This is a genomic window from Parabacteroides massiliensis (genome assembly GCF_900155425.1).
Classification (GTDB): domain Bacteria; phylum Bacteroidota; class Bacteroidia; order Bacteroidales; family Tannerellaceae; genus Parabacteroides; species Parabacteroides massiliensis.
Genome location: NZ_LT700189.1, coordinates 528,141 through 542,828 on the forward strand (window position 1 = coordinate 528,141; position 14,688 = coordinate 542,828).

Below are 14,688 nucleotides of genomic sequence, written 5' to 3' on the forward strand. Positions count from 1 at the left end.
ATGGAAAAGAACCAAATAAGATACCGGCTGTTGGTCGAAGGGAAAAACGATCAGCATGTAATTTGGAATTTAGCGCAGCGTCTCGGATTGAAGAAGACTTTCGAAGTGGTTGCAAAAGGTTCGTATTCAGAGATTATCTCTGTCTTGCCGACGGAACTGAAAAGTACGAATACGTTGGAGCGTTTAGGCGTTATAGTCGATGCGGATGTGAATATAGACGGTCATTGGCAGGCTATCCGGAATATTTTGCTCAAAAGCGGATTCTATGAAGTTCCCGAATGTTTGCCGGAAGACGGGCTGGTCTGTCAGCCGATTGATCCGGAACAATTAGTTTTCGGTGTTTGGATAATGCCTGACAATCATTTGAAAGGGATGGTTGAAGATTTCATCATACAAATGATCCCTGACACTGATAATGACCGGTTATTGAAGAAAGCGGATGCTGTTTTACAAGAACTTGAAGATAATAAATGGAACCTCTATAAGATCGCTCACCATTCGAAAGCCCGGATTCATACTTGGTTGTCTTGGCATGACGAACCCGGACTTCCGATGGGAACTGCCATAACGAAACAGGTTCTGTCAACAGATAATGATCTGTGCAGGATATTCGTCGGATGGCTTAAGCGCATGTTTGATTGCTAATCAGATGCGGAGGGCAGTAGATGCAGAAGGGGCCTTTATGTGAGGAAGGCTTTGTAGAGGCTGGCGATTCCGCCGGAGAGCATCAAGGTGTAGCCGGAGAGGCCGAGCCAGTCGGCTTCGAGGGGCCGGGAGAGAGGAGCGAGAGTATCGCTCCCAGAGCGGCGAGAGTCATTTCCGTATCCCCCCTCCACAGGGAGAGTAGGGATAGGAGGCTCAGGCAGAGGACAAGGACAAAGGTTGTCACCGGCAACCGGTTGTTTACGCCGGGGAAAGATGACCCGGGCGAGGGTGGTGATGAAATTGAGGATGGTTTCAAGGATGTTCATGAATTATGATTTATGATTTATGATTTATGATTTGAGACTGGATATTGGGAAATAAAAAATTGAGTGTATGAAAAAATTGAAAACTTATACCATATCCGAAAAGGACAGTTCTTCCGTACAGGAACCGGGCGTTTCTTATTTGCTTGAAAATCCTGTTGTCGAGGCATATCCTGTCATGTCTATGGAGGAGGCCTTGAAGAACGGCATGACGCTGGAAGAATCCAAACAACGGATCTTGAAAAGGATCATGATTGAAGTTGTTTTTCGATTTTTTTGCTGATTTTGACCAATAATGCTTGGTAGGCGGCGCGGTTGTCGCCGTTGACTTCGCTGATGTATTTGCTTTGGGAGATTTTCCGGGCAAAGGCTTTTGCGTCGTTGCTGGCATCGGCGGCAAAGGGATAGGCGGAGCGGACCAGGCGGGCATAGTCCATGAAGGAGTCTGCGGGGCTGTCGTAGACGCGGAAACGGAGGGAGTGGGCGCCGAGCTCGATGCCTTCGCCTTTCCACCAGACGTTGGGACGGCCGTAGGCGGTGATGCCGAAATAGTTGTGGTGCTCGACGGCAAGTGTGCTCTGTCCCCAACCGGACTCGATCGCCGCTTGTGCGAGGATGACTACCGGATTGATCCGGAAGGCTTCCCCCGCCTTTTGGGCCAGGGGAAGGAGAGGGTGTAAAAATTCGCTTTGCTTCATTTTTTCCTTTGAAGATTAAAGAGTTGTTTTCTTCGAAAATTAGAGAGTTAAAGAATTAAGAGAGAGAGGGGGCTACAGTTCGCCGGGGCGTTCGTCGCCTCCATCGCCGCCGGTGCCGCCGGTGCCGCCGGTGTTGCCGCCGCCGGACGATTCGGACGAGGCGTCTTTTTTGGGGACGTAGCGTTCGAAGGAGACGGTGTTGACGATGTTCTTCAGCATCGTGCCGGGGTAGAAGACGATGTGGGCACGGTTGAAGAGGGCGGTGCTGAAGCCGTCGACGGTGGGCGATCCTTTACTGCCGGCAACCATGCGGAAGCTGCCGAACTCGCCCAAGTGGATGGACTCGCCGTCGGAAAGGGCTTCGTTCATGACTTTGATCAGGCCGTCGAGGACCAGGATGATCTCTCCGCGGCTGGCGGTACAGAGGTTTTCGATACGGGTACAGATCTTGTTCAGCGTCAATTGTTTCGTGATGCTGGTCTGTGCATGGTAAAGGGTCGAACCTTCGGCTGCGCCTTTGCTCATGTCTTTGCGTTTGACGAGAGTGTAAACTAATGGCATAAAATTAGGAATTTAAAGGTGAATAATTGATAAAACTAATATCGCATGGAAAACGGCCGTGTGGATATCTGATTGATCGGGTTTGCCCTTATTGACTATACAAAGATACGACAGGGAAAAACTTCGGAGTCGATTAGAGTCGATTAGCGTCGATTAGAGTCGAATAGAGTCGATTAATTTTCGTAGATTTGCCGGCGGAGAGAGAATTTCGAAACATAGGTGTTTTAAAGTCAAAACATAGGTGTTTTGGTTGCGAAACATAGGTGTTTCGGGGGTATAGGGAATAAAGGAAGAATGCCATATAATGCTAAAAATCTAACTAAAAACAAAGACAAAAATGAACAAACAAAAAGGTATGAGTGACGGCTTCATGGACGAGTTCGTGAAGTTTCTGAAAAAAAAGTAGGAGAGATAGTCGGAAGGAACATGTCGTTTCCGCTCCTGCAGGAATATATCGAGAAGTTGGACGACGAACGCGAGGTGACACTGTTTTTGCTCGCATTCCTGTTCAAAGTGATGCAAACCAAGAGTGTGAAGGCGTGGATCCGTTTGGCGGATCGTTTTTTCGCGACTTACAGTGACGAACTCTACCGCTATAGCGGTTATTGGAAGGAAGGTACGGGGAATGCCAGAATATGGGTGGCCCGCCCCGAACAGTTCATAAGCTATATGGGGGCGATGATGCGAACCGGGATTATCGGGGATTGCTCGTTTGTCCGTCTGGCCAGTTACATATACCTGGTTTTCGACACCGGGAACATGGAAATCACTCTTTTGAACAAGCTGAAGGAGCAAAATCCGGAGGCTGAAACGATCACGAATGTGATGAATGCAGATTTTAAGGCATTTAAGTAGTTTTTTAAAAGTAAATAATAATCTGATTTTAAGCACTGTATGGCATTCTTTGCTCTAAAATAAAATCTGGGTGAAATGGTTTTCATAATTTGAGGTCCGGGTTGTAATTTTGTGATCTCGGTAGGGACCGAATTTGATATTCTGAAAAAATTTGAAAAATTGCTATTTATATATCTTTTTAAGAAGAATCTTTCTTATATATTAAGATAGATCGCCATTGAGAGTGGTCGTGTGCGCGCCACGCCATGTTGTAAGTAGCTGTTTCATAGTTTGCTCAGACCGGTCAACCAAACGCCAAACCGAGTAACCAATTTTATAAACTTAATTCCAACCATTTTTATGGATGCAAATTTGAGCAGAGACAAGGTGGCCGGATTCTTGGGACAATCGTTTGTCCGAATACCGCGCAAAGTGTTTACCATGCTATTTCACGGGAAAGGCCGTGAGAAATCGATCGGTATGGCGTATCTGATTTTGATTTCGGAAGTGTATTTCGCTGACGGAAGCGTATGTCTGAGAAAACGCACCTATACGTGCAAACGTGGTGAGTATGTCGGGCGATGCAATGAACTTGCCGCATGTTGCGGAATGAGCGGCACGACTTTACGCCGAAGCCTTAAATGGCTGGAAAAAGAAGGCCTTATTGATATAAATCGTCTCGAAGATGGGATTTTCATCCGTGTATGCGGATATGACTTTATCATGGGTTTCCGTCAGAAGAAGGATGCAGTAAAAGCCGTGGAGGGGCGAGCAGCTTTCCAGGCTTTGGAAGATGCGGAACGTCTTATGGGCGGACGCAGCATGCAGTTCGATTGTTGTGCTGCCGCAAACGAGGAAGGAGGCATGGCATGATGAACGGTGAAGAAACGAACGGAGGAGTCTCTTTGGACGATATGGAAAAGGCGTTGATCTGCCTTCTGATGACCTCGATGGAAGCGCCGGTGCGTGCCGAATATGGAGGGCTGACCTCGGATATGTTTGCCGACGGCTCGTTGGGGTTTGTCTACGAAGTGATCATGAAAATTCATGCAACGGGAGTCCGTCCGGACATGGTGTTGGTGGAACGCGGAATGCGCGAAGCGGACGAAAAGAAGGCTTCCAAGCTGGGCGGCCTGTCGTTCCTGTTGCCCTATATGCTGAATGTGCGCCACGACGGGAATGTGGCGGCCTATGTGGATGGAATCAAGAAACAATATAAACTGAGATGCCTCGCTACGCTGTTCAGCACGATGGCGTTCAAGTCCGGCGAGGTCTCTTCCGTTCCGGAGGAGCTGGTAGACGAGGCCGAACGCCAGTTGATGGAATTCCGCCAGTACACGTCAGAAGGCGCACCGGTGCGCACGATCGGCGAACTTGCCGTCGAAGCAATGGCATGGCATCACCGTCGTTTCGGCGGCGGGTTGGAGACGGAACAGGTGAAGAGCGGGCTGACGGAGTTCGACTACGTGACGGGTGGTTTCCACAACACGGAGCTGACGATCATCGCCGGACGTCCGAGCGACGGGAAAACGGCTGTCACGTTGCAGATGGCGCTGAACGCGGCGCGTGCCGGGAAATCGGTCTGTTTCTTCAGCCTGGAAATGTCGAGCCTGCAGATGCTGAACCGCGTGTTGGCGGGGATGACGGACGTGAACCCGGACCACCTGCGTGTCAACAAACCGACCGAACGCGAGTTGGGTGTCTTGGAAGAGGCTGCCGACCGCTTGAAGGACCTGCCTTTCTATCTCGACTATACGGCCGGGGCTACCGTCGAACAGATACGTGCGAAAGCCATGTTGCAATGCCGTCTGGGGAAATGCGACCTGGTGGTCGTGGACTACTTGCACCTCTTGGGCGGCGAACGCAAGAGAGGCGAGACGCAGGAACAGATGGTCGGCCGCAATATACGCGCACTGAAACAACTGGCGCTGGACTGCAACCGCCCGGTGCTGACGGTCTCGCAGATGAACCGTGCCTGCGAGTTGCGTAGCGACAAGGCGTATCTGCCGGTGATGAGCGACTTGCGCGATTCGGGAACGATCGAACAGGTGGCGGATTGCGTGGCATTCATCTACCGTCCCGAACGCTATGGTTTCACCCGCGACGAGAAGACGGGCCACAGCCTGGTGGGGGTCGGCAAAATCTATATAGCGAAGAACCGCAACGGCTCGATCGGCATCGCCCGTTTCCGTTACAACCCTTCGTTCACCCGTATCACGGATTATATCCAACCCGGAACGCAATCTACTTTAGCTCTGTCATGACGAAGCAAGAAATACAAGAACTGAAAGCCTCCCTGTCGATCAGGGAGGTGATCGGGCGCTATATGACACTGAACCGTGTCGGTCGCCGCTGGATGGGACTCTGCCCTTTCCACGGCGACCGACATCCCTCCCTCTCCGTCAACGAAGAGAAGGGCAGCTTTGTTTGCTATGCTTGCGGGGAGAGGGGCGATGTGTTCGCCTTTGTCAGCAAGGTTGAGAACGTCGGTTTTATTGAGGCGGTGAAGAAATTGACAGTGGACAATGTGAATCGATTGACTGTGGACAACGGACAATTGCCAATTAAGAAAAAGGAAAAGGGGAAAGGGGGTAATGTCGACGCGAAGCGGTTGACGGACGACAATATCGACGCGAAGCGATTGCCGATTGAAAAGATACAAAAAGAAAACGAGATTTTCTTGGCCTCCTTAATGCCGGTAGGTAGCGGTTGTTCGGAGTTGTCCCCTACCTGGTTGGATTTCGGGGTGGGACAGTCGCCTTTTATGGTTCCTAAATATTGGTGGTCGATGCGGAACCGGTTGGTTTTTCCCGTGCGTGACGAGGAGGGACGGCTGGTCGGGTTTGCCGGCCGGTGGTTGTCGGGCGAGGAAGAGAAGAAGAAATACGTCAATTCGAGGACGAGCGAGTTGTATCGGAAGAGCGAGCTGTTGTACGGGTTGTACGAAGGACGCGAGGCGATTCGCCGGGAAGGGTGTGTTTTTTTGGTCGAAGGGTATAAGGATGTGCTGGCGATGCATGCGGCAGGGTTCAAGCATACGGTAGGGTTGTGCGGGACGATACTGAGCAAGGAGCACATTGCTTTGCTGAAACGATATGCGACATCTGTCCGCGTGATGCTGGATGCCGACAAGGCAGGGCGCAAGGGGACGGATGATGCCATCCCGGCCTTTATGGGCGAAGGGATGGAGGCCGTACGGATCGGTTTGCCCGAAGGAGACGATCCGGATTCGCTCTTTCGCCGCCTGGGGAAGGAGGCGTTTGCCGCCTATGTCCGCGAGGCGGTACGACGGACACTGCCTTCGGACGAACAGCTGTTGCTCGGACGTATCCGCAAAGGGATCGGGCTTCTGTCCGATGTCTCGGAGACGGAGAGAAGAGAACGCCTGCTGCTGACGTTGGACGATTACCTGGAACAGTTGAAAGGGCTTTCCGCCGAAGCATCTCGTCCGGCGACAATGGACTGGAGGTGGGCATGACCGGTACGGCAGATGATATAGAAGAAAGAAAATGGAAAAACCGTTCCGCCACCCTCCGGTGGCTGGGACGACAATATAGCCCCGATGTCGCTCCTGAAGTAGCTTCGAGGCGTTTGAAACAGTGGATCGTAGGCAACCCCATCCTGTCCGGCCTCTTGCAGGAGAACGGATGGACGCCTTCACAACGGGTGTTGACTCCGAAACAGGTGGAGCAGATTGTAAGAATCCTTGGGGAGCCTTGAATGTTGCTTTTGGGTGTTTCCTCCCTAAAGCGACATTCAAGGCTTTGGTTGGCACCTAAAAATGCTTTTTTGATATTTGGTTTATATTGGTTTTTTAGGGTTGGCACCCTCAGGGCTTTTTTGTTGGGTTGCACCCAACTTGTTCTGTTACTTTTGGCTTGACCCAAAAGTAACCAAAAAGTCAAGGCCGAACCTGGTTCGCTACTTCGTTTCCTTCGTTCGCTGTCGCGTCTGAAACTCGCTTCGCTCAGACAGCAGACGCTCCGGGCGCTCACTACGGTCACTGCGCTTAACGCTCGCCAGCTTAGGCCGGGAGTAGAGCCGGAACGGCTCTTTGGGGATTGCCGATAACGGTGGTTTTGTGTTATTTATATGATGCGATTGATATGATGCGATTGATATGATGCGATTGATGCAATTTGTAGTCAGCAATATTTATATAATGCAGTAGGGGGTGTTGGTGATCTTATGCGGGAGGGCAGAGCAGAGCCCTGCCCCTACGGGGTGGGGTGCGCAAAAGAACAGGCCTTATCAATTGGATATTTATACGGTCAGTTTTCATGCGATCCCGCGTCAAGCGCGGGGACAAGATAGTTTTGGCATATTCCTACGGGGGGATGCAAAAGGGAGATACAAGGAAATAAAAGGGAGATACAGAGATAGAGGATATAAAAAACAAAGGAAGAGGTGGTGTTGATGATATTATACACAAAGAGGTGGGTGAGGTTGATGATTTTATGTGGAAGGGCGGAATGGTGTTGGTGATTTTGCGGGAGGGCAGAGCAGAGCCCTGCCCCTACGGGGTGGGGATGCAAAAGGGAGATACAAGGAAATAAAAAGGGAGATACAAGGAAACAACAGGGAGATATAAAGAAACAAAAAGGGGGATGCAAAAGGAAAAGGGAAAAGAAAAGAAAAACAGGCGGTATCGGCAATCATAAGAGAAAGCTTCGCTTTCTGGGAAAGGCCTAAGCGGACGGGCGTAAAGCGGAGGGTGAAGGCGTAGCGTCCGGAGCCTGCGCTGTTTGAGCGAAGCGAGTTTCGCAGGCGACAGCGTAGCCTTCGCCCGGAGTAGCCCGGTCGGTTGAGCCTTGATCTTTTGGTTACTTTTGGATCAAGCCAAAAGTAACAGACAAAACAGTTGGATGTAATCCAACGAAAAAAGATAACAGTTGAGTGTAACCCAACGAAAGAGAAAAAACAACCTGTTGGATGCAACCCAACGAAAAAGAAAGGAAAAACAGGCAGTATCGGCAATCATAAGAGAAAGCTCCGCTTTCTGGGAAAGGCCTAAGCGGACGGGCGTAAAGCGGAGGGTGAAGGCGTAGCGTCCGGAGCCTGCGCTGTTTGAGCGAAGCGAGTTTCGCAGGCGACAGCGTAGCCTTCGCCCGGAGTAGCCCGGTCGGTTGAGCCTTGATCTTTTGGTTACTTTTGGATCAAGCCAAAAGTAACAGACAAAACAGTTGGATGTAATCCAACGAAAAAAAGACAACAATAGGATGTTATCCAACAAAAAAGAAAGAAAAAAAAAGTGCGATCCGATTTAAGACAATGTTTAGTATCTTTGTAATTTGATTTATAAATCGTATGCAGAAATCATGAATAGTATTCAGAAATCATAAATCGGAAGCAAAATTATAATCACATAATATTTTAACAAAATGAAAAAGAAAAAATTGTGGAGCGCAATGTTAGCGATGAACTTGATTGCGACAACGAGTGTAGGGTTTACCAGGGGGGAAGATGACGATGGCCAGGCAGCCGGAATCATGACCGGGAACAGAAGAGTGAGAATCAGGAATTATATATTGATGTGCATGGCAGTACTCTGTACCTCCTGCGCATCTTACAAGAAAGTAGTTTATTTGCAGGATGTCGAACCGCTGAAACAGCAGGTGATCGAGCAGAAGTACGAAGTGTATATCCACAACGACGATTTGCTGGCGATCATGGTGAACAGTAAGAACCCGGAACTGGCGTTGCCGTTCAACATGCCGATGATATCCTACCAGATCGGCAGCCAAAGCTTACCGCAGCAGCGCGTGTTGGGCTATCTGGTCGACACGAACGGGGAGATCGACTTCCCGATCTTAGGCAAGATGCACGTGGCAGGACTGACCCGCCTGCAGTTGACGGAACTGATCAAGCAACGTCTGACAGAAGAGGACCTGATCAAGGATCCCGTCGTGACGGTGCAGTTCCTGAACTACAAAGTGTCGGTGATGGGCGAAGTGAACCGTCCGGGATCGTTCAACATTTCGGGCGACCGTATCACCCTGCTCGAAGCCTTGAGTATGGCCGGCGACCTGACGATCTACGGACGACGGGACCGGGTGGCCGTGATCCGCGAAAATGACGGGCAACGGACGATCCTGTACCATGACCTCCGGTCGTCCGACGTCTTCAACTCTCCCTGCTATTACCTGCAACAGAACGACATCGTGTATGTCGAACCAAACAATTCGAAAGCGGGACAGAGCGAGATCAACCAGAACAAATCGGTGGGCGTGTGGTTGTCTGCCGGCTCGATCCTGGTTTCCATCGTGTCTCTGATCGTGACATTAACAAAGTAAAAGTAAAAGAAAAGATACTATGAACACTGAACAAGAAACGAACACTCGAGTGGAGGAGAACGAACTGAACCTGGAGGATATCCTACAGGTAGTATTGGCCAACTGGCATTGGTTCGTCCTGTCTGTCGTGATATGCGCCGGGGCAGCGTTCCTCTATCTGAAATGGGCGCCCAAGGTATACACCCGGACAGCTTCGGTACTGATAAAAGACGACGCGAAAGGCGGTGCGCTGAGCGAATCGGCCGCATTCGAGGATTTAGGAATTTTCGGCACGAAGCGGAATGTGGATAACGAAGTGCTGGTATTCAAGTCCAGGCGATTGATGACCGAAGTGGCGCGTAACCTGCATCTGGACGTGAGCTACACGGTGAAGGAAGGATTGCGTACGGTGGAACTCTACACCCAGTCGCCCGTCCTGCTCTCATTCCCCGATGCGGAAGAGGCGCAAGCCTTCTCGTTGCGGGCAAAACCGATCTCGGCGGAAGAGGTGGTATTGTCCGACTTCGTGATTGACGACGAGTCGGCCGGCGAACCGATGACAGTGGCGCTGAACGACACCGTCACGACACCCGTCGGACGAGTAGTGGTGGTCCCGTCGCTTTACTACGGCGACAAGTATTTCAACACGACCGTGCAGGTGACGAAGTCGCCGTTGCAGAACGTGGCGATCGGTTTCCAAGCAAACTTGCAGGCCACGTTGGCGAGCAAGACGGCCACGATCATCAACCTGACGCTCCAGGACGTCTCCATCCCCCGTGCGGAAGATGTGATCAACACGCTGATCTCCGTCTACAACACAGACGCGATCAACGACAAGAACCAGATCGTGATGAACACCTCCAACTTCATCAACGACCGTCTGATCGTGATCGAGAAGGAGCTGGGCAGCGTGGATTCGGACATCGAGTCCTACAAGCGTGAACACCAGCTGACGGACATCTCGTCCGAGACAGGCATGTACCTGCAGACCTCCAGCCGCAACCAGCAGGAGGGGTTGAGCTTGGAGAACCAGTTGAGCCTGGCGAAATATATCAAAAACTATCTGACTGATCCCGGCAAGAGCTCGGAACTGATCCCGGCGAACACGGGCATCTCGGACGTGAACATCGAGTCGCAGATCGGGGAATACAACGAGATGTTGCTCAAACGCGACAAGCTGATCAGCAACAGTAGCAACAAGAACCCGGTGGTGCAGGACCTGAACAACTCGCTGATCGCGATGAAGCAGACCATCATCCGCTCGGTGGACAACCTGATCGTCGGCCTGAACATCAAGATAAAGAATATACAGGCACAGGAAGAACAGACGAACCGCCGCATCTCGGCCGTGCCGACCCAGCAGAAGGAGATACTTTCGGTGGAACGCCGCCAGAAGATCAAGGAAGAGCTGTATCTCTACCTGCTGAACAAACGCGAGGAGAACGAGCTGACGCAGCGGATGACGGAAAGCAACGCGCGCATCATCGACCCGGCGTCGGGAAGCAATGTGCCGGTGGCTCCGAAATCGATGATGATCTTCCTGGCTTCCATCGTGTTGGGATGTGCGATCCCGGCAGGCGTCCTGTGGATGCTGGTGATCAGCGACACGAAGGTACGCTCGCGCAAGGATGTGGAGGGAGTCCTTTCCGTTCCGTTCTTGGGTGAAATCCCGATGCGCGACAAGAAAGACAAGAACGAAGTGGTGGTGCATGAGAATGGGCGCGACTCGGTTTCGGAGGCGTTCCGCATTGTGCGTACCAACATGGATTTCATGCGGGTGAAGGATAAGAACATGCAGGTGGTGATGTTCACCTCGTTCAATCCGGGAGCCGGCAAGACGTTCGTGTCCATCAACTTGGCAATGAGCTTTGCCCTGACGCACAAGAAGGTCGTCTTGGTCGACCTCGATATTCGTAAGGGTACCCTTAGCTCCCATGTCAAAGTCTCTGACATGGGAGTCACCAACTATTTATCCGGTCGTGTCGACAACGTCGATGAGATCATCCGGAAAGGAGAACTGTACGACAAGCTGGATATCATCCATGCCGGTCCTGTTCCGCCCAACCCGGCTGAGCTTTTGTTGAGCGACAGGTTGGAAACGTTGGTAGCCGAACTGCGCAAGCGGTATGACTATATCATCCTGGACAACGTACCGGCGGGTGTGGTCGCCGATGCGGTGATCGTCAACCGGGTGGCCGACTTGACGATCTATGTTGTCCGTGTAGGCAGAATGGACCGCCGCGCCCTTCCCGAAGTGGAGAAACTCTACAAGGAAGGCAAGCTGCGTAACATGAGCCTGATCCTGAACGGGACGATGTACAAGCATGGCACGTATGGTTATCATTACGGATATGGATACGGCTATGGCTATGGTTACGGCTACGGGTATGGCGACGGACATAATAAAAAGAAATAAAAAAATGTTTTCCTTACTTTTTCCAAAGAAAAAATTGATTCACACCGATTTGTTGAAAGGGACGGCAGATGTGCATTCGCATCTGCTGCCCGGTGTGGATGATGGCGTGCAAAGCGTCGAAGATATGTGTGCTGCCTTGAAAGCGATGCAGTCGGTCGGTGTCAAGCGGGTTTTCATGACTCCCCATGTGATGTCGGACATGCCCGGCAACCGGCGTGGTTTTCTGCAGGAGCATTTTGCCAAGATGAAAGAGCTTGCTCCCGAAGGGATCGAGCTGCGGTTGGCGGCGGAGTATATGCTGGACAGCGGTTTCCGTGCGCAGATGGCAGACGGGCTGCTGACGTATGCGGACAGGCAGGTACTGGTCGAGACTTCTTATCTTTCGCCGCCCCCCGACTATCTGAGCTTGCTCTACGAACTGAGGCTGGAGGGCTATACGCCTGTCTTGGCTCATCCGGAGCGGTATATGTATATGACGGAGGATGATTATTTCCGGCTGCGCGACAAGGGCTACAAGTTCCAGTTGAACCTCTTCTCCTTTGCCGGCGTGTACGGGAGCCGTCCTGCCAAATATGCCGCCTACCTGATGAAAGAGGGTTTCTACGACTATGTCGGTTCCGACCTGCACCACCCCGACGACTACCGCCGGAACCTCGCCCACGTGAAACTCCCTTCCAAAATGCTCGACAGGCTGAGAGGAGTGTTGGAGAATAATCGGTGGCTTTGAGGAATTGACGGTTGGCAGTTGGCAATTTTGGCGATTGACAGTTTAGGCTGACGCGGCACCACTTGGCTGACGCGGAAGAAACGGCTGGCTTGTCGGATGCACCACTTGGCAGACGCAGAAAACGCAGAGTAATGCAGATTTAATTTTATGAATAAATGATCTGTGTTATTCTGCGTTTTCTGTGTTTATGAAGATTGTGCTTTTACCGCAAGCAACGCCGTCAATATCTATTTAACGACAATCCATCTATGCTTGAAAAATCCCCACTTGCTGAAAGAGCTATACAATACCGCAGTCACAATGATACCGATACCATCAGGAATGAGAAAACACTCATCTACTATCAAATGAATTACCACAATGCCACTTTTCCAGCAATCCCCAAGTCAATGGTTGCAGTTACCACCAAGTTGTTCTTGTGTCAAGTTCTGTTCTATGCGAGCCTTCTTGATGGCTTCTCCCAAACGGTAAGCATGCAACGCTTCATCCACGTCACTCTCAAAAGCGTCACGTTTCGGAGTGCCAACTTTCCCAAAGTGCTTGTCAAGCACATCGTCCAATGGGGTAAGATTCATCTGTGCCATAATTATTTGTTTTTGAAATATTCTTTTCTCTAACTTCGAGATTTGAGTGCGTTGTACCCCGATACGCTCACCAGGTTCTTCTTGTGTAAGTTTTTGTGCCAATCGAGCCTTGCGTATGGGAGTCGGGTTTCCATGGCTTCACGCTCTGGAGTCCCTTTTTTACCCCAAAGTTTATCTTTCATGTCATCTGCCGGTATCAATTTCATCTTTCAGACAAAGATAATATTCTGTTTCCAAGCAACGATACGATTTTATGTTTTTCCTCTGTGCCTATCTGAATTTTAACACTCTTCTCTCATACATTTGAACTTGGCACATATACTTATGTTTTACCACAAGTGGTTGACAGACGGGAGAAAATATCCCCTGGGAAATTTGTACCGTAACAGGGTTTATGTAAATTTGCAGTTGTACTTCAAAATTGCATAAATGAATATGGAAACGAAATATATCCGCAGGGAATTATCCGCCGTAATAGAAGAGGCGTACCGCTATTTCCCGGTCATAACCGTTACCGGTCCCCGTCAATCCGGCAAGACAACGCTGATCCGTAATCAGTTCCCGCACCTGCCGTACTACTCTTTGGAGAACCTCGACGTGCGGAACTTTGCCGAAAACGATCCGGTTGCTTTTCTGAACCAGCATGCAGAGGGCATGATCCTCGATGAAGTGCATAATGCCCCGAATCTTTTATCGTATATACAAGGCATTGTGGACGATGATGCAGACCGGCGGTTTATCCTTTCAGGCAGTTCACAGTTCGCCATGCTGAAAAAGGTTACGCAATCCTTGGCGGGACGTACCGCTGTATTCGAGCTGCTGCCTATGTCCTATTCCGAGATACGGGAAATAGCCGCCGATACACCGCTTGACCATCTGCTGCTGAACGGGTTCTATCCTGCGATTTATTCAGGACGCAACGTGCCCAAATTCCTTTATCCGGCCTACATGAAAACCTATCTGGACAAGGATGTGCGTGATTTGCTGCAAATCAAAGACATGATGCAGTTCCACACGTTTATCCGTCTTTGTGCCGGGCGTATCGGCTCACTGTTCAAAGCCTCTGAACTGGCGAACGAAATCGGTGTCAGCTCGCATACAGTCACGGCGTGGCTCTCCGTCTTGCAGGCATCTTATATCGTGGCCTTGCTGCCCCCATATTTTGAGAATACACGCAAACGTCTGACTAAAACCCCCAAGCTCTACTTTACGGACACGGGGCTTGCCTGTTATCTGCTCGGTATCGAATCTCCGGAACAGCTCGCTCGGGATAGAATGCGGGGGGCGTTGTTCGAGAATTTCATCGTGATGGAAGCATTGAAACGGCGGTATAACCAAGGCAAGGAGAGCAATCTCTATTTCTATCGAGACTCGAACCAGAATGAGATTGATCTGTTACTGAAAAAAAGTTCAGGATTTTACGGTATCGAAATCAAGTCGGCAATGACTTACCATACGGACTTTGAAAAGGCCTTGAAACAGATGGACGACTGGATCAAAGGTCCCGTAGAGGGAAAGGCTGTGATCTATGCGGGCACGCTCGAAAATACCGCCGGAGAAATCAGCCTGCTGAATTATGCCCATCTGGACGATGTGTTGTAGTGGGTTGCCAAGGAGCGCGGTCGCTA

The 14,688-nt window shown here is 50.6% G+C and carries 15 protein-coding genes; 11 read left to right on the plus strand and 4 right to left on the minus strand.

The genetic code is table 11. The features are described from left to right. A complete protein-coding gene (locus BQ9893_RS02235) occupies positions 1–645 on the plus strand; it encodes a DUF3226 domain-containing protein (RefSeq protein ID WP_075964550.1) in 645 nt (214 codons plus the stop codon). 35 nt (positions 646–680) lie between these two features. Here BQ9893_RS02235 and BQ9893_RS02240 read toward each other — a convergent pair whose 3' ends face one another. Next, entirely contained in the window at positions 681–971 is a 291-nt protein-coding gene (locus BQ9893_RS02240; protein WP_075964551.1) for a hypothetical protein, read from the minus strand. A 67-nt stretch (positions 972–1,038) separates the two neighbouring features. Here BQ9893_RS02240 and BQ9893_RS02245 point away from each other — a divergent pair, with 67 nt between their 5' ends. After that, complete coding sequence (locus tag BQ9893_RS02245; protein WP_075964552.1) at positions 1,039–1,251, plus strand: hypothetical protein; 213 nt, start codon at positions 1,039–1,041, stop codon at positions 1,249–1,251. Here the strand turns inward: BQ9893_RS02245 and BQ9893_RS02250 are convergent. Together BQ9893_RS02250 and BQ9893_RS02255 are read right to left on the minus strand one after the other, a co-directional pair. After that, positions 1,217–1,666, minus strand: coding sequence for a glycoside hydrolase family 73 protein (locus tag BQ9893_RS02250; protein ID WP_075964553.1), 450 nt, complete (start codon positions 1,664–1,666; stop codon positions 1,217–1,219). The genes BQ9893_RS02245 and BQ9893_RS02250 overlap by 35 nt on opposite strands. 72 nt (positions 1,667–1,738) lie before the next feature. Then, positions 1,739–2,227: an HU family DNA-binding protein gene (locus tag BQ9893_RS02255; protein ID WP_075964554.1), complete on the minus strand. Its 489-nt coding sequence runs from the start codon at positions 2,225–2,227 to the stop codon at positions 1,739–1,741. Between the two features lie 426 nt (positions 2,228–2,653). Here BQ9893_RS02255 and BQ9893_RS02260 point away from each other — a divergent pair, with 426 nt between their 5' ends. From BQ9893_RS02260 to BQ9893_RS02295, 8 genes are all read left to right on the plus strand, one after another. Continuing rightward, entirely contained in the window at positions 2,654–3,082 is a 429-nt protein-coding gene (locus BQ9893_RS02260) for a hypothetical protein (RefSeq protein WP_075964555.1), read from the plus strand. A 339-nt stretch (positions 3,083–3,421) separates the two neighbouring features. After that, positions 3,422–3,934: a helix-turn-helix domain-containing protein gene (locus BQ9893_RS02265; RefSeq protein WP_075964556.1), complete on the plus strand. Its 513-nt coding sequence runs from the start codon at positions 3,422–3,424 to the stop codon at positions 3,932–3,934. Next, entirely contained in the window at positions 3,931–5,325 is a 1,395-nt protein-coding gene (locus tag BQ9893_RS02270; RefSeq protein WP_075964557.1) for a replicative DNA helicase, read from the plus strand. The genes BQ9893_RS02265 and BQ9893_RS02270 overlap by 4 nt, the downstream gene beginning before the upstream one ends. After that, positions 5,322–6,539, plus strand: coding sequence for a DNA primase (locus BQ9893_RS02275; RefSeq protein WP_075964558.1), 1,218 nt, complete (start codon positions 5,322–5,324; stop codon positions 6,537–6,539). Before BQ9893_RS02270 ends, BQ9893_RS02275 begins: the two co-directional genes overlap by 4 nt. After that, positions 6,536–6,781: a DUF4248 domain-containing protein gene (locus tag BQ9893_RS02280; protein WP_075964559.1), complete on the plus strand. Its 246-nt coding sequence runs from the start codon at positions 6,536–6,538 to the stop codon at positions 6,779–6,781. The genes BQ9893_RS02275 and BQ9893_RS02280 overlap by 4 nt, the downstream gene beginning before the upstream one ends. A gap of 1,811 nt (positions 6,782–8,592) precedes the next feature. After that, positions 8,593–9,354 (plus strand): polysaccharide biosynthesis/export family protein, encoded by a 762-nt coding sequence (locus BQ9893_RS02285; RefSeq protein ID WP_394333230.1) that lies wholly within the window; start codon positions 8,593–8,595, stop codon positions 9,352–9,354. 19 nt (positions 9,355–9,373) lie between these two features. Then, positions 9,374–11,749 carry a GumC family protein gene (locus tag BQ9893_RS02290; protein ID WP_075964560.1) on the plus strand — a complete coding sequence of 792 codons (2,376 nt, stop codon included), beginning with the start codon at positions 9,374–9,376 and terminating at the stop codon, positions 11,747–11,749. 4 nt (positions 11,750–11,753) lie between these two features. Next, entirely contained in the window at positions 11,754–12,476 is a 723-nt protein-coding gene (locus BQ9893_RS02295; RefSeq protein WP_075964561.1) for a tyrosine-protein phosphatase, read from the plus strand. 386 nt (positions 12,477–12,862) lie between these two features. On the opposite strand, the gene BQ9893_RS02300 is transcribed toward BQ9893_RS02295, so the two are convergent. Continuing rightward, positions 12,863–13,060, minus strand: coding sequence for a hypothetical protein (locus BQ9893_RS02300; RefSeq protein WP_317042838.1), 198 nt, complete (start codon positions 13,058–13,060; stop codon positions 12,863–12,865). A gap of 435 nt (positions 13,061–13,495) precedes the next feature. Between BQ9893_RS02300 and BQ9893_RS02310 the strand changes: the two genes are divergently transcribed. Continuing rightward, positions 13,496–14,662 (plus strand): ATP-binding protein, encoded by a 1,167-nt coding sequence (locus BQ9893_RS02310; protein ID WP_075965365.1) that lies wholly within the window; start codon positions 13,496–13,498, stop codon positions 14,660–14,662. Positions 14,663–14,688 lie beyond the last annotated feature (26 nt).